The sequence below is a fragment of the Streptococcus oralis genome (assembly GCF_023611505.1).
Lineage (GTDB): Bacteria > Bacillota > Bacilli > Lactobacillales > Streptococcaceae > Streptococcus > Streptococcus oralis_CT.
Map to the genome: position 1 here is coordinate 575,646 of NZ_CP097843.1, position 18,906 is coordinate 594,551.

An 18,906-nucleotide genomic window follows, 5' to 3' on the forward strand; every position below is an offset into this window, starting at 1 on the left:
GGCTTTGTATCTTAGACAGGAGTAGAGATGAGTATTCGAGTAATTATCGCCGGGTTTAAGGGAAAGATGGGCCAAGCTGCCTGTCAGATGGTCTTTGCTGATCCGGACTTGGACTTGGTCGCGGTTTTGGATCCGTTTGAGTCTGAGTCAGAATGGCAGGGAATTCCTGTCTTCAATGATAAGGCTGATTTAGCCGGATTTGAAGCAGATGTCTGGGTAGATTTTACTACACCAGCCGTTGCTTACGAAAATACGCGCTTTGCCCTTGAAAATGACTTTGCTCCAGTGGTTGGAACAACAGGCTTCACTAGTGAAGAAATTGCAGAACTCAAAGCATTTTCCCGTGAACAAGATTTGGGTGGCTTGATTGCGCCTAACTTTGCCTTGGGAGCTGTCTTGCTGATGCAATTTGCGGTGCAGGCTGCCAAATATTTCCCAAATGTGGAGATTATCGAGCTCCATCATGACAAGAAAAAGGATGCTCCGAGTGGAACAGCTATTAAAACTGCCGAGTTAATGGCGGAAGTTCGAGAGTCTATTCAGCAAGGTGCGCCTGATGAGGAAGAATTGATTGCAGGTGCTCGTGGTGCTAACTTTGATGGCATGCGCATACACTCAGTCCGTCTACCAGGCTTGGTAGCCCATCAGGAAGTCATCTTTGGCAATCAGGGGGAAGGATTGACCCTTCGTCATGACTCCTATGATCGCAGCTCCTTCATGACAGGGGTGAATTTGGGAATCAAAGAAGTTGTCAAGCGTCATGAGCTTGTCTATGGATTAGAACACTTATTATGAGATTAACGCAAATGCCTTCTGAATTTCAGAAGGCTTTACCAGTATTAGAAAAAATTAAAGAAGCAGGCTTTGAGGCCTATTTTGTTGGGGGCTCTGTTCGAGATGCCCTCCTCAATCGTCCCATCCACGATGTGGATATTGCGACTTCTTCCTATCCAGAAGAAACCAAGCATATTTTCCCTCGTACAGCTGACATCGGAATCGAGCACGGAACCGTCTTGGTCCTAGATGGGGACGAGGAGTATGAGGTAACAACCTTTCGAACAGAGGATGTCTATGTGGACTATCGTAGACCCAGTGCGGTTTCCTTTGTGCGTTCGCTAGAAGAGGACCTCAAGCGCCGTGATTTCACAGTTAATGCCTTTGCCTTGGATGAGACAGGCGAAATTATTGACTTGTTCCATGGTTTAGAAGATTTGAAAAACCAAGTCTTGCGAGCAGTTGGAGTGGCTAGTGAGCGTTTCAACGAAGATGCTCTGCGTATTATGCGTGGTTTCCGCTTTCAGGCCAGTCTCGGTTTTAAACTTGAACCAGAAACTTTTGTGGCGATGAAGACTTTGACGCCACTCTTGGAGAAAATTTCTGTGGAGCGCACCTTCGTTGAGTTTGATAAACTCTTGCTGGCTCCTTTTTGGCGAGTTGGTCTGTCTTCCATGATTGAGAGTCGAGCTTATGACTATCTTCCAGACATGGCAGGAAGCCAGGGCAAGCTCAACAGACTGTTTGTTTTGGAGACTGATTTCACTTTTGAATCTTCTGAACAAGCCTGGGCAGCTCTGTTGTGGGCTTTGGAGATTAAAGATGCACAGCCATTTTTGAAAGCTTGGAAAACCTCACGCCAGTTTGCCAAGCAAGTACAGGATTTGCTGACTATTTTGGTTTTGCGAGAAGAAGGAGAGCTGAGCAAGCGCGATTGTTACCGCTTTGACTTGGATTCCCTTCTACAAGCTGAACGTCTTCGTCAGGCTCAAGGGAAAGAAGTCAACCCACAAGCCATCACAGAAACTTACCAGAGTTTGACCATTCATGATAAGAAAGAAATCCAGATTAACGGAGGAGTTCTGATTAAGGAATATGGTTACCAGCCAGGACCAGACTTGGGAGAGATTTTAACGGAGATTGAGTTTGCCATTGTCGATGGAGAGTTGGAAAATGATCGTCAAGCAATCCATGCTTACCTGAGGGAGAAAAAATGAGTGATTTTATCGTTGAAAAACTAAGCAAATCCGTTGGTGACAAGACCGTTTTTAAGGATATTTCCTTTATTATCCATGATTTGGATAGAATTGGTCTGATTGGTGTTAATGGAACGGGTAAGACAACCCTTTTGGACGTCCTTTCTGGCACTTCTGGCTTTGATGGGGACGTTAGCCCCTTTTCAGCTAAGAATGATTATCAGATTGGCTACTTGACTCAGAATCCAGATTTTGATGATAGCAAGACGGTCTTGGATACGGTTCTTTCCAGCGACCTCAAGGAAATTCAGCTCATTCGTGAGTATGAGTTGATCATGCTCAACTACAGCGAGGACAAGCAGGCTCGTTTGGAACGGGTCATGGCAGAGATGGACTCTCTCCAAGCTTGGGAAATCGAGAGTCAGGTCAAGACGGTTCTCAGCAAGTTGGGTATTCAGGATTTGTCGACTCCAGTTGGTGAATTGTCAGGTGGTCTGAGAAGACGGGTTCAGTTGGCGCAAGTTCTTCTTGGAGACCACGATCTCTTGCTACTGGATGAGCCGACCAACCACCTGGACATTGCAACCATTGAGTGGCTGACCCTCTTTTTGAAAAATTCCAAGAAAACCGTCCTTTTTATCACCCACGATCGTTATTTCCTAGATGCGCTGTCAACGCGAATTTTCGAGCTGGACCGAGCAGGCTTGACCGAGTATCAGGGAAATTATCAGGACTATGTTCGCCTCAAAGCAGAGCAGGATGAGCGTGACGTAGCTATGCTCCACAAAAAAGAACAACTCTATAAGCAAGAATTAGCCTGGATGCGCAGACAACCGCAAGCGCGTGCGACCAAGCAGCAGGCTCGTATCAATCGTTTCCATGACTTGAAAAAAGAAGTTTCAGGCGGCGTTGCTGAGGCAGACTTGACCATGAACTTTGAAACCAGTCGGATTGGAAAAAAAGTCATCGAGTTTCAGAATGTTTCCTTCGCCTATGAGAACAAGCCTATTTTGCAAGATTTTAACCTTTTGGTGCAAGCTAAAGACCGTATCGGTATCGTTGGGGACAACGGTGTTGGGAAATCAACCCTACTCAACTTGATTGCAGGAAGTCTTGAGCCAACTGAAGGACAAGTTGTGAGAGGGGAAACTGTTCGCATCGCCTATTTCTCTCAACAAATTGAAGGCTTGGATGAAAGCAAACGGGTCATCAATTACCTGCAGGAAGTAGCAGAAGAGGTTAAGACTAGTGGTGGTTCTACGACTTCCATTGCAGAGTTGCTAGAGCAGTTCCTCTTCCCACGTTCGACGCATGGAACCTTGATTGAGAAATTGTCTGGTGGAGAGAAAAAACGCCTTTATCTTCTCAAATTGCTCTTGGAAAAACCAAATGTTCTTCTCTTGGATGAGCCGACAAATGACCTAGATATTGCGACCTTAACAGTCTTAGAGAATTTCTTGCAAGGTTTTGCAGGCCCTGTCTTGACAGTTAGCCATGACCGCTATTTCTTGGATAAGGTAGCAACTAAGATTCTTGCTTTTGAGGATGGCAAGATTCGTCCTTTCTTTGGTCATTACACAGACTATCTTGACGAAAAAGCCTTTGAAACAGAGATGGCCAATCAAGTGCAAAAGGCCGAAAAGGAGAAAGTGGTCAAGGTACGTGAAGACAAGAAACGTATGACCTACCAAGAAAAGAAGGAGTGGGCAAGCATTGAAGGGGATATTGAAACCTTGGAAAATTGTATCGCTGCTATTGAAGAAGAGATGCAGGCAAATGGTTCTGACTTTGGCAAACTAGCGACGCTTCAGAAAGAGCTAGATGAGAAAAATGAAGAACTCCTTGAAAAATACGAACGCTATGAATACCTAAGTGACTTTGATAGTTAGGTGAATAGAAAACTCCTGTCATTACGACAGGAGTTTTCTATTCTTCTTTTTTAGTCTCTTGATGAAAGATATTTTGCCAAGTCTCATGGCGACGCCAGATACTGGTGTGGACGATGCCATCTAGCTTATAGCAAATGAGCTTGGTTTTCTGACTAATGGAGGTAATCTGAATGTCCTTAATTGCAGCTTTAAGTTCTTTTTCAGCCTTATAGGCCTCTTTATTCATCTGCTCTCCATCTTGACGGATATAGATAAAGTCCTCAGCAAGGAGTTCTTCTAGTTGGTTTCCTTGGTCAATCAATTGCTCGCGCATGAGTAGTTTTTTGTAGACATTGTCTAAAATTTCGTCTTCAGGTATAGGAGCAGGTTCGATATGGACATCGGTGTCAAATACTCCAAAACGCTCTTCTAGCATGGATTCGACCTGGTCTGCAATTTCGTGACTTTCATAGACTGATAAATCAGGATTCATCTCCAGCGTGATATCAAGGTAGATATTGCTACCATAGGTACGCCCTCTTTGGGACTTGACCTTACTAATCTTTGGAATCTCCATGATGGCCTTTTGGTAGTCTTCTAGTAGCCGGTCATCAAAACCATCTGAAAGACTGAAGGACGATTCGATAAAGATATCATAGGCTGTCTTTAAGATAAAGAAAGTGATGATGATAGCGACTAATTTATCCACAATCGGATAATTAAAACTGCTGGCTAGGATAGCAATGGAAGTACCAAGCGAGGTGACTGCATCGGAAAGATTATCTTTAGCTGCTGCCTTTAGAGCTTTGGATTTGGATTTCTTACTGAGGCGTGTGTTATAGAGATAAACGACAAACATAACCGCTGCAGAAATGATTCCTAGAAATGCTCCCAGAGGATCGATAATCGTTTGTTCCCGACTGAGAATTTTCTGAATGGTATCCCGAAGCACATCAAAGCCAACGTAGAACATGATGATGGAAGTGATCAAACTAGCTAAATCTTCAATCTTCCAGTGTCCAAAGCGGTGGTCACGGTCTGCAGGCTGGCGAGCCATCCGAATGCCAATCAGAAGAGCAACATTTCCGATAATATCGGATACGTTGTTGAAACCATCCGCTACCAAACTGGATGAATGAAGTAGATGACCAGTTGCTAATTTTGCCGCAGACAAGAGTAAGTAGGTCGAGATACTGACAATGGCACCACGCTCAGCTAACTTGAGATTTGAGATTGATTGTTTCATCAAACTTCCTTTTCAGTATAAGTAATATTCTTTCATTATACTGGTTTTTGCGGGAAAATTCAAATTTAGTCCACCTTCATCGAATTTTAATGATTGAAAACTTTTCAAATTTTGATATAATAGTACTACTCAAGGGAGTAGCTGGCAGAAACCTGTGATAGTGTCGTCATTCCGAATTGTGTACTGCAAAGTATACCTTCCGGCCCTATCTTAAACAGCGAGACTTGTTATGATTAACAAGTCTCTTTTTGTTTGTCATAAAACAAAAAGAGAACTTGTTTTGCACACAATGTCAAGGAGGAGACGCATGTCAAAAGAACAAAAACGCCAAGCGTTTTATACTCAAAGTCCTGAAGAGGTCTTGAAGTCAGTTGAAGCAACTGAGCAAGGCCTTTCGTCAAGCGAAGCGCAAAAACGCCAAGCTGAATATGGACGCAATGAACTGGAAGAGGGTGAGAAAAAATCTCTCTTGGTTAAATTCATTGAACAGTTTAAGGATTTGATGATTATCATCCTAATTGCTGCAGCTATCTTATCAGTCATAACATCTGGTGGTGAAGATATCGCAGATGCCATCATTATCCTAGCCGTGGTTATCATCAACGCTGCCTTTGGTGTTTACCAAGAAGGAAAAGCAGAAGAAGCCATCGAGGCCCTCAAGTCTATGTCCAGTCCAGCTGCTCGCGTTATTCGTGATGGGCACATGGCAGAGATTGATTCCAAAGAATTGGTGCCAGGAGATATCGTTGCCCTTGAAGCTGGTGATGTGGTACCAGCAGACCTACGTTTGCTAGAAGCCAACTCTCTTAAAATCGAAGAAGCGGCTTTGACAGGTGAGTCTGTTCCAGTTGAAAAAGACTTGACAGTCGAGCTTGCTGCAGATGCTGGTATTGGTGACCGTGTCAATATGGCCTTCCAAAACTCAAACGTGACTTATGGTCGTGGTCTTGGTGTTGTTGTCAATACAGGTATGTATACTGAAGTGGGTCATATCGCTGGCATGCTCCAAGATGCTGATGAGACGGATACACCTCTTAAACAAAACTTGAACAACCTTTCTAAGGTCTTAACCTATGCAATTTTGGTTATTGCCCTTGTTACTTTTGTAGTTGGAGTCTTCATCCAAGGCAAAGATCCACTTGGTGAGTTGATGACCTCTGTTGCGCTTGCTGTTGCAGCCATCCCAGAAGGACTTCCTGCTATCGTGACCATCGTTCTTGCCCTTGGTACTCAAGTTTTGGCAAAACGAAACTCTATCGTTCGTAAGTTGCCAGCAGTTGAAACGCTTGGTTCAACTGAAATCATCGCTTCTGATAAGACTGGTACGCTTACTATGAACAAGATGACAGTCGAAAAAGTCTTCTATGACGCAGTCCTACATGATTCAGCTGATGATATTGAACTTGGCTTGGACATGCCACTACTTCGTTCAGTTGTCTTGGCTAATGATACCAAGATTGATGCGGAAGGAAACCTGATCGGGGATCCAACGGAAACAGCCTTCATCCAGTATGCCTTGGACAAGGGCTACGATGTTAAAGGGTTCTTAGAGAAATATCCTCGTGTAGCTGAATTGCCGTTTGACTCAGATCGTAAACTCATGTCAACGGTTCATCCATTGCCAGATGGTAAATTCCTCGTAGCAGTCAAAGGGGCTCCAGATCAACTCTTGAAACGTTGTGTTGCTCGTGATAAGGCTGGAGATGTCGCTCCGATTGATAAGAAAGTCACTGAATTAATTCACACAAATAACTCTGACATGGCTCATCAAGCTCTGCGTGTCCTTGCAGGAGCTTATAAGATTATCGATAGTATTCCAGAAAATCTTACTTCTGAAGAGCTTGAAAACAACTTGATCTTTACTGGTTTGATTGGGATGATTGACCCTGAACGTGCCGAAGCAGCAGAAGCCGTTCGTGTGGCTAAAGAAGCAGGAATCCGTCCAATCATGATCACTGGTGACCACCAAGACACAGCGGAAGCCATTGCCAAACGTCTGGGAATCATTGATGAAAAAGATACGGCGGACCATGTTCTGACAGGTGCGGAATTGAACGAACTTTCAGATGAAGAATTTGAAAAAGTCGTTGGTCAATACTCTGTTTACGCGCGTGTATCTCCAGAACACAAGGTTCGTATCGTGAAAGCTTGGCAAAATCAAGGTAAGGTCGTTGCCATGACAGGTGATGGTGTTAATGATGCGCCAGCTCTGAAAACAGCTGATATCGGTATCGGTATGGGAATAACTGGTACAGAGGTTTCTAAGGGGGCTTCTGATATGATTCTTGCGGATGACAACTTTGCGACCATTATCGTCGCAGTTGAAGAAGGACGTAAGGTCTTCTCAAACATTCAAAAGACTATTCAGTATCTTCTTTCTGCCAATACGGCTGAAGTATTAACCATCTTCCTGTCAACCTTGTTTGGTTGGGATGTCCTACAGCCAGTTCATCTCTTGTGGATTAACTTGGTAACGGATACCTTCCCAGCTATTGCTCTCGGTGTTGAGCCAGCTGAGCCAGGTGTTATGACCCACAAACCACGTGGACGCAAGTCAAGCTTCTTCTCAGGTGGGGTCATGAGTTCCATTATCTATCAAGGTCTCCTTCAAGGCGCCCTTGTTCTGTCCGTTTATGGTCTTGCCCTTCTTTACCCAGTTCATGTGGGTGACAATCAAGCTATCCACGCTGATGCTCTTACTATGGCCTTTGCAACACTTGGTTTGATCCAGCTCTTCCATGCCTACAACGTTAAATCTGTTTACCAGTCTATTTTGACTGTTGGTCCATTTAAATCTAAAACTTTCAACTGGTCAATCTTGGTTTCATTTATTTTACTAGCATCAACTATTGTTATCGACCCATTAGAAAGCATCTTCCACGTAAGCAAACTAGACTTGTCACAATGGGCCATTGTTCTGGCTGGAAGCTTCTCAATGATACTTATCGTAGAAATCGTTAAGTTTGTTCAACGCAAGCTTGGTTTTGATAAGAACGCGATTTAAAAAGAAAGTCATCTTCGGATGGCTTTTTTTGCATTTGAGGAGAATAGTTAGGAGTTATCCACTTTTATGCTATAATAAAGTAAAATGGCAAGGAGCGAAAGAAATGGAAAAGAAAATTGTCCGAGATGTCTTATTCCTGTCGCAAGTTTCGAAAGCTGCAAGCCAGGAAGACCTTTATCTGGCTAGAGATTTACAGGATACCCTGCTGGCCAATCGCGAGACCTGTGTCGGTCTGGCGGCCAATATGATTGGCGTGCAGAAGCGTGTCATTATCTTTAACCTTGGCCTAGTTCCCTTGGTCATGTTTAACCCCATTCTTCTTTCTTATAAAGGACCTTACGAGACAGAGGAAGGTTGTTTGTCTTTGACTGGGGTGCGATCAACGACTCGTTATGAAACGATTACGGTTTCCTATCGCGATAGCAAGTGGCAGGAACAGACCATTACGCTGACAGGTTTTCCAGCTCAGATCTGCCAACATGAACTGGATCATTTGGAAGGACGAATTATTTAGGAGGAACTCAGATGAAACGCATACTCTTTGAACTTGTTTTTATCGCAACGACCTGGTATATCTTTTTACCACCACTTAATCTTACGAGTTGGGAATTTATCTTTTTCCTATGCGGACATTTGGTGGTGATGGGAATTTTGTTTAGCTTCCGCAAGGATACCAATCTTCTCAAGACAGTTCACCTACGTCATGGCAAGGTTGCCAACGAACTCAATCTGGAAGGGATTCATTTTAATAGACTAGGTGGAGGATTGTTGCTGGCCGCGGGACTCATCTTTGCCCTTGCTGGTCTGGTAAGCCTAGTAACTTCTAGCTTTTTCCAAGCAAAAAATTATGCTAATGTGGTGTCCATCACAGAAAAAGACTTTAAAGATTTTCCTAAGAGTGATACCAGTAAGGTTCCAATCCTAGATCGGAGCACTGCAGAAAAGATTGGTGACCGTTACCTGGGGTCTCTGACGGATAAGGTCTCCCAGTACGTAGCAGCAGATACTTATACCCAGCTGACAGTTGATGGCAAGCCCTATCGGGTGACACCTTTGGAATATGCCGACCCGATTAAATGGTTTAATAATCAGTCCAAGGGGATTGGCGAGTATATCAAGGTTGATATGGTGACAGGAAATGCGGAATTGGTAGATTTAAAAACACCGATGAAGTATTCGGACTCTGAGTATTTTAACCGAGACGTCAAACGCCATCTTCGGATCAAGTATCCGACCAAGATTTTTAAAACGCCATCCTTTGAGGTGGATGATGAAGGCAATCCCTTCTATGTAGCAACCGTTTATCAAAAACAGTTTGGTCTAGGAGTGCCTCGTCCTTCATCTGTTATTATCTTAGACGCCACCAATGGAGAAACTAAGGAATACAGCTTGGATGAAGTGCCAGAATGGGTGGATCGTGTATATCCAGCCGAAGAAACCATCGAGCAAATCAACTACAACGGCAAATATAAAGATGGCTTCTGGAATGCCTTGATTTCTAAGAAAAATGTTACCCAAACGACAGAGGGCTATAACTATCTTTCTATCGGAAATGACATTTATCTCTACACGGGTGTGACTTCAGCAAATGCTGACGAAAGTAATCTAGGATTTATCCTTGAAAACATGCGCACTGGTGAAATCACCAAGTACAATCTAGCTTCAGCAACCGAAGAATCTGCCCGTGCTTCAGCTGAAGGAGCGGTTCAGGAGAAGGCCTACAGGGCTACCTTCCCTATCCTTGTTAATCTCAATGACAAACCTCTCTATATCATGGGCTTGAAGGACAATGCAGGCTTGGTCAAGGAGTATGCATTGGTCGATGCAGTGGAGTACCAAAACGTCATCGTAGCAGCTACGGTAGATGAACTCCTCATCAAATATGCCAATAAAAATGACCTCGAGCTGGATAACGAAACGGTGAAAAATATCAAAGGTATCGTATCAGATCTTAAATCAGCTGTCATCAAGGGTGATACCGTCTACTTCTTCAAAGTTGATGGCAAAATCTATAAGGTCAAGGCCTCAGTATCGGACGACCTTCCTTACCTTGAAAATGGTCAATCCTTCGAAGGTCAGGTTGGAAAAGATAATTTCCTCAAAACATTTAAAGTCAAGTAAAAGAAACCTCGGCTAATACCGAGGTTTTCAGATGAAATTCTTGGTCACGATTGAAAAATATGCTACACTAACAATATGAAAATTTTAATCCCAACAGCCAAAGAAATGAACACAAACCTTCCTCTTGTCGAAGCGCTCCCCTTGAGTGAAGAAAGTCAGGCAGTCCTTGACTCACTGGCGTGCTACTCAGCCAGTGAATTAGAGAGCTTTTACAAGGTATCAGCTGAGAAAGCAGAAGAAGAATACGCTCATATTCAAGCTCTAAAAGATCAGAGGGCTAAACATTATCCAGCTTTGAAACTCTTTGACGGTCTCATGTATCGCCACATCAAGCGAGATGAGTTGACTGAGACTGAACAAGCCTATCTTAAAAATCATGTTTTAATTACCTCGGCTTTGTATGGCGTTGTCCCAGCCTTATCACCTATGGCTCCTCACCGTTTGGACTTTTTGATGAAGTTAAAAGTCGCTGGAAAAACCCTAAAGAGCCATTGGAAATCAGCCTACGATGAGGCACTACAGGATGAGGACTTGATTTTTTCTCTCTTGTCATCAGAGTTTGAAACCGTATTTTCTAAGGAAATCAGAGAAAAGATGGTGACCTTCAAATTTATGGAGGACAAGGCAGGCCAGTTGAAAATCCACTCAACCATTTCAAAGAAAGCGCGTGGTGCCTTTCTGACAGCTCTAATAGAGGGCCAAGTCCAAACGGTTGACCAAGCTCGCAAGCTCCGCTTCGCCGGCTTTGAATACCGACCTGATTTATCAAGTAACTTAGAACTCGTCTTTGTGAAACAAGCATAAAACCAGCTCATTCGAGCTGGTTTTTGCTGGATTAGTTGATGGCTGCAAGAAGGTCCTCAGCTTGTTTTTCAAGTGATGAAGCAGTTGCTTCTTCTAACACCAATTTTCCGTCTGCCCAAGCAGAGTCATTAACACGTGCAGCAGTGAAGTCACCAACGACTTGTGTGCGGATAAATGGCAAGAGGTCTTTATAAATCGCAAAGAGTTGTTCGTGACCGGCATTGGCTACAGATGAGACAGTAACAAACTTGTCTTGGAGGGCAGAAGCACCACGTGTATCAGACAAATCAATGGCACGAGAGAGCCAGTCAAGCAAGTTTTTCACTGTTCCAGGGATAGAGAAGTTGTAGACTGGAGAGAAGATCCAGATTGCATCCGCAGCAAGGACTGCTTCACGAGCAGCAGCTACAGCTGGATGAGTTGGAACTTCAAGATCTTGGCTGAAGAGAGGAACAGCTGAATAATCAAGATAGCTAACTTCCGCTTTTCCGGCAAGTGCTTTCTCAGCTTCGAGGGCCATTTGGTGGTTGAAAGAACCTTGGCGTAATGAACCGACGATAAATAGTACTTTTTTAGACATGACGTGTCTCCTTTAGTTTAAAATTCAAAGAGTGAACTCTTTTGTCACCATCTATGTTACAACAAATAATACTAATTAGCAATAAATGTGCTCAGCTAAGTTTACTTGTTAGGGGTGGAAAAACTTAGTTCTGAGAAAACAGTATTTGATAGACAGGCAGATATTGTATTTAATTTCAAAGGGAAAATAATCTCGGAATGTTCCTGTCTTCACTTGTAATAAAGGAGGAGAGATGGTAAAATAGACAAGTGAAACTAAGACAGAAAAAAGCAAAAAATAAGCTACTTATACAATATGGAATCGGCATTTCTCTGGTACTGCTAGTCATGACGACTTCCTTTCTTTATCTGATATCACTCAGCATGAAACCCTATCAAGATGCTAGGGTTGAAGGAGAAAAACTGGCCAAGCAGTATGCAGAATTGGAAAAGGCAGATCAGGTTGATTTTTATAATGGACTAGAAGGTTATTACAGCGTTTTAGGACATAATAAAAAGCAAGAGGCCATTGCCGTACTGATTGAAAAGAATGAACATAAGATTTACGTTTATCAGCTTGATAAGGGGATTTCTCAAGACAAGGCAGCGACGATTTCGAGGGAAAAAGGAGCTAGCGATATTGACAAAGTCACCTTTGGTCGCTATCAGGACAAGCCGATTTGGGAAGTTAAATCAGGAAACCACTACTATCTGGTGGACTTTGAAACAGGAGCAGTGATCCAATAAGGAGGGCATATGAAACTATCCAAGCGTGTACTAGAAATGGAAGAGAGTGTTACTCTAGCCAGTGATGCAAGAGCCAAAGCATTAAAAGCTCAAGGAAAGGATGTTCTTTTCTTAACCTTGGGACAGCCAGATTTTCATACTCCTGAAAATATTCAGGATGCGGCGGTGGAAGCGATTCGTGATGGCCGTGCTTCCTTTTATACAGTTGCTTCAGGTCTACCAGACTTAAAGGCTGCGGTTAATACCTATTTTGAACGCTACTATGGGTATTCCGTAGCGGCTAACGAGGTTACCTTTGCCACTGGTGCTAAGTTCTCTCTCTACACCTTCTTTATGGCTGTGGTCAATCCAGGTGATGAAGTCATCATCCCTACACCTTACTGGGTCAGCTATGGAGACCAGGTCAAGATGGCAGAAGGTGTGCCAGTCTTTGTCCAGGCAAAGGAAGACAATCACTTTAAAGTAACAGTAGAGCAGCTAGAAGCAGCTCGAACAGATAAGACCAAGGTCTTGGTTCTCAATTCGCCATCGAATCCGACCGGTATGATCTACTCTCGTGAGGAACTCTTGGCTATCGGAAATTGGGCTGTTGTGCATGATGTCCTTATCCTAGCAGATGATATTTATGGTCGTTTGGTTTATAACGGGAACGAATTTGTTCCAATCTCTAGTCTGTCAGAAGCCATTCGCAAGCAAACCATCGTGATTAACGGTGTATCTAAGGCCTATGCCATGACTGGTTGGCGGGTAGGTTATGCTGTGGGAAATCCTGAGATTATTGCTGCTATGAGCAAACTAACAGGACAAACAACCTCTAACCTGACTGCCGTATCGCAATATGCTACCATTGAAGCCCTAACTGGGCCACAAGACTCTGTCGAAACCATGCGCCAGGCTTTTGAGGAACGTTTGAATACCATTTATCCTCTCTTGTGCCAAGTGCCAGGATTTGAAGTTGTCAAGCCCCAAGGAGCCTTCTATCTCTTCCCAAATGTTAAAAAAGCGATGGAGATGAAGGGTTATACCGATGTGACGGACTTTACAACGGCTATTCTTGAGGAAGTTGGTCTGGCCTTGATTACAGGAGCTGGATTTGGAGCACCAGAAAATGTTCGTCTTAGTTATGCAACTGACTTGGACACCTTGAAAGAAGCCATTCGTCGCTTGCATCAATTTATGGAAAAATAAAACTCAAAATCTTCGCCTTTTTGGCGAAGATTTTTTGTAACGAAAATCTCGCGAATTTTCTCTAGTCGAACCTAGCTATCGCAGTCTATTTATGGTAAAATAGTGGGTAATGATGTCTTCGGACAAGTTAAACGAAAAAAGGAAGATAGATTATGACAAAACGTGTAACAATCATCGAAGTAAAAGACTACGTTGGTCAAGAAGTGACCATCGGAGCCTGGGTTGCCAATAAATCAGGAAAAGGGAAAATTGCCTTCTTGCAATTGCGTGACGGAACAGCCTTTTTCCAAGGAGTTGCCTTCAAACCAAACTTTATTGAAAAATTTGGTGAAGAGGTAGGTCTTGAAAAATTTGAAACGATCAAACACTTGAGCCAAGAAACGTCTGTTTATGTGACAGGAATTGTCAAAGAAGACGAACGTTCTAAGTTTGGTTATGAGCTCGATATCACAGATATCGAAGTGATCGGTGAATCTCAAGATTATCCAATCACGCCAAAAGAACACGGAACAGACTTCTTGATGGACAACCGTCACTTGTGGCTCCGTTCTCGTAAGCAAGTAGCGGTCATGCAAATTCGTAACGCTATTATCTATGCAACCTATGAGTTTTTTGACAAGAACGACTTCATGAAGTTTGATAGCCCAATCCTTTCAGGAAATGCGGCTGAAGATTCAACAGAACTCTTTGAAACAGACTACTTTGGGACACCAGCCTACTTGAGCCAATCAGGTCAGCTTTATCTTGAAGCGGGTGCTATGGCTCTTGGTCGCGTATTTGACTTTGGTCCAGTATTCCGTGCGGAGAAATCAAAAACACGCCGTCACTTGACTGAGTTCTGGATGATGGATGCGGAGTACTCTTACTTGACACATGATGAGTCACTTGACTTGCAAGAAGCATATGTTAAAGCCCTTCTTCAAGGTGTTCTTGACCGTGCTCCTCAAGCCTTGGAAACTTTGGAACGCGATACAGAGCTTTTGAAACGCTACATTGCAGAGCCATTCAAACGAATCACTTACGATCAAGCTATTGACCTCTTGCAAGAACATGAAAACGATGAAGATGCTGATTACGAGCATTTGGAGCATGGAGATGACTTTGGTTCACCACACGAAACTTGGATTTCAAACCACTTTGGTGTCCCAACCTTCGTTATCAACTATCCAGCAGCTATCAAGGCCTTCTACATGAAACCAGTTCCTGGAAATCCAGAGCGCGTGCTTTGTGCAGACTTGCTTGCACCAGAAGGATATGGAGAAATCATCGGTGGTTCTATGCGTGAGGAAGACTATGATGCCCTTGTCGCTAAGATGGAAGAACTTGGAATGGATCGTACAGAATACGAATTCTACCTTGACCTTCGTAAATACGGTACAGTGCCACACGGTGGATTTGGTATCGGTATCGAGCGTATGGTAACCTTCGCAGCTGGAACCAAACACATCCGTGAAGCCATTCCATTCCCACGTATGTTGCACCGTATCAAACCATAAAATAAATCAAAACGCCCTAGGGGCGTTTTTTCAAAGTAGAAGAAAGAAGAGGTGGAGAACATGTAAAGCACAGTTTAACAAGTGACAAACACAAAGATACAAATACACTTGTTAAAGGAGAAACTATGTTTAAACGAAATTACCGGAAGAATATCGGTCTCATGGCTGGTGTGGAATTTTTTGCCTTTCTGGGCATTACCAGCTTTTGGATTCTATTTCTCAGTCAAAACGGGATGTCGCTTTGGCAGATTGGCTTATTGGAAAGTATTTTTCATGCCACCAGTGTCATCTGTGAAATTCCCTCTGGAATGTTAGCTGACCGCTATTCCTATAAAACCAATCTATATTTAAGTCGAATAGCTGGAATAGCGTCGTCTATTCTCATGTTACTAGGACAAGGTAATTTTTGGATTTACGCACTCGCTATGGTGGTGAGTGCCTTGTCTTATAATTTTGATTCGGGGACGAGTGCAGCTATGGTTTATGATTCGGCCGTGGAGGCTGGATTAAAAGAGCGCTACTTGACTATCTCAAGTTTTATGTCAGGAGTAGCAGAAGGAACTCGGTCTTTGGGGACTGTTTTAGCGGGATTTTTTGTCCATGGTCAATTGCACTTGACCTACTATATCATGATTGTTACTTCGATAATCGTTCTTTTCCTAACTTGGATGCTAAAAGAGCCTAGTGTTAAAGCACAAAAATCTGAGCGTCTGACAATGAAAAAAATAATCTGGACTGTCAAAGAGGAGTTGCGGAGAAACCCCAGTCTTTTTAGTTGGATGATTCTTTCCCAAATCATCGGGACACTGATGTGCATGTTTTATTTTTACTATCAAAATCAACTGCCTGACTTAGAAGGGTGGCAGATTTCGATAGTCATGCTGATCGGCAGTGTTTTGAATATCTGGGCAGTTTATCTAGCAAGTAAGATTGGAAAGAGGTATTCAGCCTTAAAACTCTTTCCAATTCTTGTACTCTTGACGGGAGGAACTTATTTGCTTTCCTATTTTGGTACGCCACTGATTTACATTTTGATTTATTGGCTCAGTAACGCCTTATATGCCCTCTTTCAGCCGATTTTTGATAATGATTTACAAAAGCGACTCCCAAGCGAGGTACGGGCAACCATGCTAAGTGTCTACTCTATGATGTTCAGCCTAAGTATGATCATCATTTTTCCTCTGACAGGATGGTTGATTGACTATCTAGGATTTGTAGTAGCCTTCCTTTACTTAGGGCTCGTTTTAGTGCTAGCCAGCTTTTTGCTATTTTTCATTTTGAAAGAGATGGCCAGAGCTTTGGAACTCAAAGAGGATGTTATTTCTAAGTAATAAAGTTATTTTTTCACTTTTATCTTTTTTACTTGCTATCTGTCAGTTTTTCTAGTATAATGGTTTATTGTGAGCGAACCTCACTTACCCCTTGCAAAGACTGGGGGTCATTAGACCAAAAGGAGGAACATATCAATGGCTAAATACGAAATTCTTTATATCATTCGTCCAAACATTGAAGAAGAAGCGAAAAACGCTTTGGTAGCACGTTTTGACTCTATCTTGACTGACAACGGTGCAACTGTTGTTGAATCAAAAGATTGGGAAAAACGTCGTCTTGCATACGAAATTCAAGATTTCCGTGAAGGACTTTACCACATCGTTAACGTTGAAGCAAACGACGACGTAGCTCTTAAAGAGTTTGACCGTCTTTCAAAAATCAACGTTGACATTCTTCGTCACATGATCGTCAAACTTGACGCGTAAGAAGGTAGATTATGATTAACAATGTTGTACTTGTAGGGCGTATGACGCGTGACGCTGAGTTGCGTTATACCTCATCAAATGTAGCAGTTGCGACTTTTACTCTTGCAGTAAACCGTACATTCAAGAGTCAAAATGGCGAACGTGAGGCTGATTTTATCAATGTCGTTATGTGGCGCCAACAAGCTGAAAATCTTGCTAACTGGGCTAAAAAAGGCTCTCTTATCGGGATCACAGGTCGTATTCAGACTCGAAGTTACGATAACCAGCAAGGACAACGTGTTTACGTAACAGAAGTCGTGGCGGATAATTTCCAAATGTTGGAAAGTCGCGGAGTGCGCGAAGGACATTCAGGTGGAGCTTATTCTGCACCAACTGCTGGTCAATCAGCACCTGCAAACCCAGTACCAGACTTTTCACGTTCTGAAAATCCATTTGGAGCAACAAATCCATTGGACATTTCAGATGATGATTTACCATTCTAATGGACAATTAATACTATAAAGGAGAAAAAACATGGCTCAACAACGTCGTGGCGGATTCAAACGCCGTAAAAAAGTTGATTACATCGCAGCAAACAAAATTGAATATGTTGATTACAAAGATACTGAGCTTCTTAGCCGTTTTGTTTCAGAACGTGGGAAAATCCTTCCTCGTCGTGTAACAGGAACTTCAGCTAAAAACCAACGTAAAGTAACAACAGCTATCAAACGCGCTCGCGTAATGGCTTTGATGCCTTTCGTAAACGAAGATTAAAAAAGAGGTCCACTGGACCTCTTTTTCATGAGCTTGAAAACAAGAAAGCGAATTAAGACCCTTACGGGTCTTTTTTACGAGCATGGAAATGAGAGAGCGAGTTGGGTCCAGGTAGACCTCTTTTTCATGAGTTTGAAAATAAGAAAGCGAATTAAGACCCGGGTGGGCCTTTTTTTACGAGCATGGAAATGAGAGAACGAAAAAAACCGGCACTGCACTCCGTACTGGGACAAGAGAAAACCCCTCTTATGCGACCAGTTTTCTGTACTCTACAGGAGACTGGTCATTTAATTTCTGTTGAATTCTAGTTTCATTATAAATAGGATGTAATTTTTGACAATATCTGTTATACTATCTTTGGTTAAGTTTCTCCACTTATGGAGATAGAAGGTTTCAGACTTGAGAACAAAATGGAATCATTCGATATAGGCATTAGCTGCTGGCGTTCCTTTACGGGACATGGAGCGGGTGATGCCTTTTTCAGTACAAGCCTGATAGTATGGCTTTGGAGGTGTAGACAGACCCCTGATCACTGTGTAAGAGTGTCCTTTGAGGTAATTCGAGTTGATGAAGCGTGTCAAGCACAAAATCCGTATCCTGGCAATCTGAGATGGTATAAGCCACAATTTCACGATTATAGAGTTCCATGAAGAGCCTACAGTTGCCAAAGTAGAGGTAGGAGATGTCCGTTACCAGCTTCTCCATAGGCTTGCCTGCCTGAAAATCACGATCCAACTTATTGTTTGTTACATGGTAAGGCTTTCCTAATTCAGTCCCCTTCTTGGGCCGTACACGGAAGAGACAGCCTTTTTCCTTCATGATACGATAGATTTTCTTGCGATTTACGACGAGGTTATAAACTTTCTTGAGCAAGCGAGTGATGGTTCGATAGCCGTAAATAAAGTGATTTTCCATACAGAGTTTTTCGATTTTATCTGCTATTTCGTCTCTTTTTTGAGAATTCTTACGCTCCTGTTTCCAGCGATAAAAGGTTGAGCGTTTGACGCTGAAATACTCTAAAATAAGAGATACAGGGTAGGTTTTCTGATACTCTTCCACTAGCTTGATAAGATTTACTTTGTCGATTCTCTTACCAAGATCAGATACTTTTTTAGTAATTCTACCTGCAAACGTAACTGTTCGACTTCAGATAACTGTTTCATCCCTTTACCGTAAGTATATTGTTTCCCCACAGGTTGGTAGAAACGGTACAATTCATCATTCTGATACCATCTCCACCAAGTCTTCACCTGACTGACATTTTTAACACCGAGGGTATCCATGATAACCTTATTTGATTTACCTATCTTCTTCATTTCGATACAGGCTAACTTAGTTTCTACTGAATAGGCTTTTTTTACCATAACAAAACACTCCTGTTTCTAGTTTACCAG

The 18,906-nt window shown here is 42.8% G+C and carries 16 protein-coding genes and 1 pseudogene; 14 read left to right on the forward strand and 3 right to left on the reverse strand.

The genetic code is table 11. The features are described 5' to 3' along the window. Positions 1–27: 27 nt before the first annotated feature. From dapB to M9H69_RS03150, 3 genes are read left to right on the forward strand one after another with little or no spacing between them, the layout of a single operon-like run. Entirely contained in the window at positions 28–795 is a 768-nt protein-coding gene (gene dapB / locus M9H69_RS03140) for a 4-hydroxy-tetrahydrodipicolinate reductase (protein ID WP_250315883.1), read from the forward strand. Next, complete coding sequence (locus tag M9H69_RS03145; RefSeq protein WP_284453899.1) at positions 792–1,991, forward strand: CCA tRNA nucleotidyltransferase; 1,200 nt, start codon at positions 792–794, stop codon at positions 1,989–1,991. The genes dapB and M9H69_RS03145 overlap by 4 nt, the downstream gene beginning before the upstream one ends. Then, positions 1,988–3,859, forward strand: a complete 1,872-nt coding sequence (locus M9H69_RS03150; protein WP_250315884.1) for an ABC-F family ATP-binding cassette domain-containing protein — start codon at positions 1,988–1,990, stop codon at positions 3,857–3,859. Before M9H69_RS03145 ends, M9H69_RS03150 begins: the two co-directional genes overlap by 4 nt. Positions 3,860–3,896: 37 nt before the next feature. On the opposite strand, the gene mntE is transcribed toward M9H69_RS03150, so the two are convergent. Continuing rightward, complete coding sequence (gene mntE, locus M9H69_RS03155; protein ID WP_250315885.1) at positions 3,897–5,084, reverse strand: CDF family manganese efflux transporter MntE; 1,188 nt, start codon at positions 5,082–5,084, stop codon at positions 3,897–3,899. Positions 5,085–5,391: 307 nt separating this feature from the next. On the opposite strand from mntE, the gene M9H69_RS03160 reads away from it, so the two are divergent. From M9H69_RS03160 to yaaA, 4 genes are all read left to right on the forward strand, one after another. After that, complete coding sequence (locus tag M9H69_RS03160) at positions 5,392–8,088, forward strand: cation-translocating P-type ATPase (protein ID WP_250315886.1); 2,697 nt, start codon at positions 5,392–5,394, stop codon at positions 8,086–8,088. A 103-nt stretch (positions 8,089–8,191) separates the two neighbouring features. Next, positions 8,192–8,602 (forward strand): peptide deformylase, encoded by a 411-nt coding sequence (locus M9H69_RS03165; RefSeq protein ID WP_250315887.1) that lies wholly within the window; start codon positions 8,192–8,194, stop codon positions 8,600–8,602. 11 nt (positions 8,603–8,613) lie between these two features. Further along, complete coding sequence (locus tag M9H69_RS03170) at positions 8,614–10,209, forward strand: hypothetical protein (protein ID WP_250315888.1); 1,596 nt, start codon at positions 8,614–8,616, stop codon at positions 10,207–10,209. 75 nt (positions 10,210–10,284) lie between these two features. Beyond that, a complete protein-coding gene (gene yaaA / locus M9H69_RS03175) occupies positions 10,285–11,013 on the forward strand; it encodes a peroxide stress protein YaaA (protein WP_250315889.1) in 729 nt (242 codons plus the stop codon). A 31-nt stretch (positions 11,014–11,044) separates the two neighbouring features. Here the strand turns inward: yaaA and M9H69_RS03180 are convergent, their stop codons facing one another. After that, a complete protein-coding gene (locus M9H69_RS03180; RefSeq protein WP_250315890.1) occupies positions 11,045–11,593 on the reverse strand; it encodes an NAD(P)H-dependent oxidoreductase in 549 nt (182 codons plus the stop codon). A 248-nt stretch (positions 11,594–11,841) separates the two neighbouring features. Here M9H69_RS03180 and M9H69_RS03185 point away from each other — a divergent pair, with 248 nt between their 5' ends. From M9H69_RS03185 to rpsR, 7 genes are all read left to right on the forward strand, one after another. Then, positions 11,842–12,318, forward strand: coding sequence for a DUF5590 domain-containing protein (locus M9H69_RS03185; protein ID WP_250315891.1), 477 nt, complete (start codon positions 11,842–11,844; stop codon positions 12,316–12,318). Positions 12,319–12,327: 9 nt separating this feature from the next. After that, positions 12,328–13,506 (forward strand): pyridoxal phosphate-dependent aminotransferase, encoded by a 1,179-nt coding sequence (locus M9H69_RS03190; protein WP_250315892.1) that lies wholly within the window; start codon positions 12,328–12,330, stop codon positions 13,504–13,506. 152 nt (positions 13,507–13,658) lie between these two features. Then, complete coding sequence (asnS, locus tag M9H69_RS03195; RefSeq protein ID WP_434481177.1) at positions 13,659–15,002, forward strand: asparagine--tRNA ligase; 1,344 nt, start codon at positions 13,659–13,661, stop codon at positions 15,000–15,002. Positions 15,003–15,127: 125 nt separating this feature from the next. Continuing rightward, a complete protein-coding gene (locus tag M9H69_RS03200; RefSeq protein WP_250315893.1) occupies positions 15,128–16,333 on the forward strand; it encodes an MFS transporter in 1,206 nt (401 codons plus the stop codon). A 135-nt stretch (positions 16,334–16,468) separates the two neighbouring features. Then, positions 16,469–16,759 carry a 30S ribosomal protein S6 gene (gene rpsF, locus M9H69_RS03205; RefSeq protein WP_195216784.1) on the forward strand — a complete coding sequence of 97 codons (291 nt, stop codon included), beginning with the start codon at positions 16,469–16,471 and terminating at the stop codon, positions 16,757–16,759. 11 nt (positions 16,760–16,770) lie between these two features. Beyond that, positions 16,771–17,241 (forward strand): single-stranded DNA-binding protein, encoded by a 471-nt coding sequence (locus M9H69_RS03210; RefSeq protein WP_000609613.1) that lies wholly within the window; start codon positions 16,771–16,773, stop codon positions 17,239–17,241. Between the two features lie 31 nt (positions 17,242–17,272). Continuing rightward, positions 17,273–17,512 (forward strand): 30S ribosomal protein S18, encoded by a 240-nt coding sequence (gene rpsR, locus M9H69_RS03215; protein WP_000068664.1) that lies wholly within the window; start codon positions 17,273–17,275, stop codon positions 17,510–17,512. Positions 17,513–17,758: 246 nt separating this feature from the next. On the opposite strand, the pseudogene M9H69_RS03220 reads toward rpsR, so the two are convergent. Then, a pseudogene (locus M9H69_RS03220) lies at positions 17,759–18,876 on the reverse strand (IS3 family transposase). Positions 18,877–18,906 lie beyond the last annotated feature (30 nt).

Coding starts and splice junctions, on each gene's coding strand:
- M9H69_RS03200 (WP_250315893.1), top strand. CDS start 15,128: ATGTTTAAACGAAATTACCGGAAGAATATCGGTCTCATGGCTGGTGTG.
- asnS (WP_434481177.1), top strand. CDS start 13,659: ATGACAAAACGTGTAACAATCATCGAAGTAAAAGACTACGTTGGTCAA.
- M9H69_RS03170 (WP_250315888.1), top strand. CDS start 8,614: ATGAAACGCATACTCTTTGAACTTGTTTTTATCGCAACGACCTGGTAT.
- M9H69_RS03160 (WP_250315886.1), top strand. CDS start 5,392: ATGTCAAAAGAACAAAAACGCCAAGCGTTTTATACTCAAAGTCCTGAA.
- dapB (WP_250315883.1), top strand. CDS start 28: ATGAGTATTCGAGTAATTATCGCCGGGTTTAAGGGAAAGATGGGCCAA.
- yaaA (WP_250315889.1), top strand. CDS start 10,285: ATGAAAATTTTAATCCCAACAGCCAAAGAAATGAACACAAACCTTCCT.
- rpsR (WP_000068664.1), top strand. CDS start 17,273: ATGGCTCAACAACGTCGTGGCGGATTCAAACGCCGTAAAAAAGTTGAT.
- mntE (WP_250315885.1), bottom strand. CDS start 5,084: ATGAAACAATCAATCTCAAATCTCAAGTTAGCTGAGCGTGGTGCCATT.
- M9H69_RS03145 (WP_284453899.1), top strand. CDS start 792: ATGAGATTAACGCAAATGCCTTCTGAATTTCAGAAGGCTTTACCAGTA.
- M9H69_RS03165 (WP_250315887.1), top strand. CDS start 8,192: ATGGAAAAGAAAATTGTCCGAGATGTCTTATTCCTGTCGCAAGTTTCG.
- M9H69_RS03150 (WP_250315884.1), top strand. CDS start 1,988: ATGAGTGATTTTATCGTTGAAAAACTAAGCAAATCCGTTGGTGACAAG.
- M9H69_RS03180 (WP_250315890.1), bottom strand. CDS start 11,593: ATGTCTAAAAAAGTACTATTTATCGTCGGTTCATTACGCCAAGGTTCT.
- rpsF (WP_195216784.1), top strand. CDS start 16,469: ATGGCTAAATACGAAATTCTTTATATCATTCGTCCAAACATTGAAGAA.
- M9H69_RS03190 (WP_250315892.1), top strand. CDS start 12,328: ATGAAACTATCCAAGCGTGTACTAGAAATGGAAGAGAGTGTTACTCTA.
- M9H69_RS03210 (WP_000609613.1), top strand. CDS start 16,771: ATGATTAACAATGTTGTACTTGTAGGGCGTATGACGCGTGACGCTGAG.